Source organism: Propionicimonas sp. (genome assembly GCF_034927565.1).
Taxonomy (GTDB): domain Bacteria; phylum Actinomycetota; class Actinomycetes; order Propionibacteriales; family Propionibacteriaceae; genus Propionicimonas.
On sequence record NZ_JAYFPT010000114.1, the window covers coordinates 1 to 2,149 of the forward strand.

Annotated in this window: 2 protein-coding genes and 1 pseudogene; all 3 read right to left on the reverse strand. The window is 70.8% G+C overall.

Annotation, left to right across the window (positions count from 1 at the left end; genetic code table 11):
• Positions 1 to 866: type II secretion system F family protein (locus VB080_RS15330; RefSeq protein ID WP_323419323.1), on the reverse strand; the 866-nt coding region annotated here is incomplete at its 3' end.
• Positions 863 to 1,744, reverse strand: coding sequence for a type II secretion system F family protein (locus tag VB080_RS15335; RefSeq protein ID WP_323419324.1), 882 nt, complete (start codon positions 1,742 to 1,744; stop codon positions 863 to 865). The genes VB080_RS15330 and VB080_RS15335, both read right to left, overlap by 4 nt.
• A pseudogene (locus VB080_RS15340) lies at positions 1,741 to 2,149 on the reverse strand (hypothetical protein); the annotation flags it as partial. The gene VB080_RS15335 and the pseudogene VB080_RS15340, both read right to left, overlap by 4 nt.

The window sequence follows — 2,149 nt, forward strand, 5'->3', positions numbered from 1 at the left end:
GGAATGATGAGGATGGCCAGGAACACGACGGCGGTCAGGCTGGCGGGGATGAACATGCGTTCGCCGACTTCATTGGCCTGGCCGAGGTCGGCGGTGAGGATGGCGTTGCGTTCGGCTTCGGAGCGGGCCCGCAGCGTGTCGTAGACCTGGGCACCCTCCTCGCCGCACAACCGCATGATGTCGGCCAGATCGTTCAGGTCTGGGATAGCGAGTTCGTCGGCAAGGTTACGCAGGGCGTCCCACGGCTGCTGGCCGGCGAACCGGGAGCGGGCCAGTTCCTCGCTGATCCGGCGGAACGGCCAGCTGTCGCCGACCTCGGCGGCCAGCTCCATCGCCTGCCGGGACCCCGACCCGCCGCCGTGTCGTTCGAGGGCGACCAGGTCGGTGTAGGCGCCCAGCGCCCGCCGGAACTCGACCCGGGCCTGGGCGGCGTCCTGACGGACGTTGAGGTCCGGAACGAACCAGCCGGCGACCATCGCGACCAGGGTGACGATCACCGGGATCGTGACCGGGATCGCCACGACCCACGAGATCAGCCACGACAACAGCGGGAACATCAGCGCAGCCAAGGCGGTGAAGGCGAGCTTGTCGCTGAAGAACGACGCCACCGACTTGCGCAGCACCGCCAAATCCTGGACCGGTAGCCGCACCCAGCCGGACGGAAGGCGGCGCATCGCCCACAGCCCGGCACGTTGACCGCCCTTGGCCGGGACGACCTCGGCCGGCGCGGCTGGTGTGCGGCGGGGTGAGAGCCGGTCGAACGCGTCGGCCAAGTCGGGTTCGGCGGGTGAGGCCCACCAGATGAACGTGCCGACGCCGGCCATGACCAGCATCCCGGACAGGATCAGCAGCTGGAGAGAGGTCATCGCCGGGCCTCAGCTTTCGCGAACTCGCTGCGTCCTGTGAGGAACCGGGGTGGGGGTGGCGCGGCGGCCATGCGCCGCATCCACACAAGGCAGCCGGCGTAGCAGCCGAGCAGCACCAGCAGCACGGCCTGCCCGATCGGGCTGGCGTAGGGGGCGAGGAACTGGCCCGACAGTGCCAGGACGGCCAGCACCCCGGCAGACAGGATTGTCACCCAGCGGGCGGTGGCGCGCGGCTTGGCCCGGTCGGCCTCGATCTGGCGGCGGGCGCGGACATCGGCGGCGGTCGACTCGGCCAGTCCAGTCAGCACCGCCGCCAGGCCCGGGCCGCGCTTTCGTGCACCGAGGATGAGCGCGGCAGCAACGAGGTCGCCGGTGGCATCATCGATGTCGGCGGCGAACGCCCGCAGCGCGGCCTCGGTGGGCCAGCGTCCCTTGAGCCGGGCCACCAGAACCGACACCTCGGGGCGCACCGCTTGCGGGGTCGAGCGCAGGCTGGCGATCAGCGCCTGCTCCAAGCCCTGACCTGCCGTGAGCACCCCGGACAGGTTCCGGGTCCATTCCGCGATCCCGTCCAGCCGGGCGATCCGCTGCGTCTCCGGTGAGGCGGCCAGCAGCACCGGCAACCCGAGCACGGCACCCGGCAGCAGCACCGCCAGCACCAGCCACCCGGTCAATAACCCGGCCACCAAGCCAGCGGCCAGCGCCAACAGAACTGCTATGCGCCGTCTGGCCGGCAGGGTGTGCCAGAAGGAGGCTACTCGCCCGGGCCGACGGACGGCCTTGGGCGGCGGTTCGGGTGCGGGCCGCAAGCTCAGGATCAAGCCGAGAATGCCGCCGACGATCAGGGCTCCGGAGAGGGCTGCGAGGACGGCGTTCATGGCCGCAGCTTCGGATTGGCGTCGGCTTCGGCGAGGAAGCTGGCGTAGTCGAACCCCTGGTCGACGAGCCGGTCCAGTAGCCGTCCCGGCGGTGGGGTGTCGGCGACCCCGCACGCTCCGGGGACGTCACGGAAGACGGAGGTGAGGCTGTAGTGGCGGTTGTCCTCGCCGGGTTCGACGGCCAGGATCTCGGCGACTTGGCGGACCTTGCGCGCCAGCGCGTCCGGGCTGGTCGGGCGGAGGATCAGGCAGCGGAGATGGACAATGAAGTCGATCGTGTCGGCCAGCTTCGCCGCGGCCAGTTCCATCGTGACGTGCGGCCCCGCCTCCATCGCGCAGGTGATCAGCTTGCGCATCGTCGCGTACGCGTCGGCCGAATGGGTAGTCGACAGCGACCCGGCGCCG

What these genes read in the sequence shown, in the direction of transcription:
- VB080_RS15335 (WP_323419324.1), bottom strand. Translation starts at nt 1,744, where the DNA reads ATGAACGCCGTCCTCGCAGCCCTCTCCGGAGCCCTGATCGTCGGCGGC.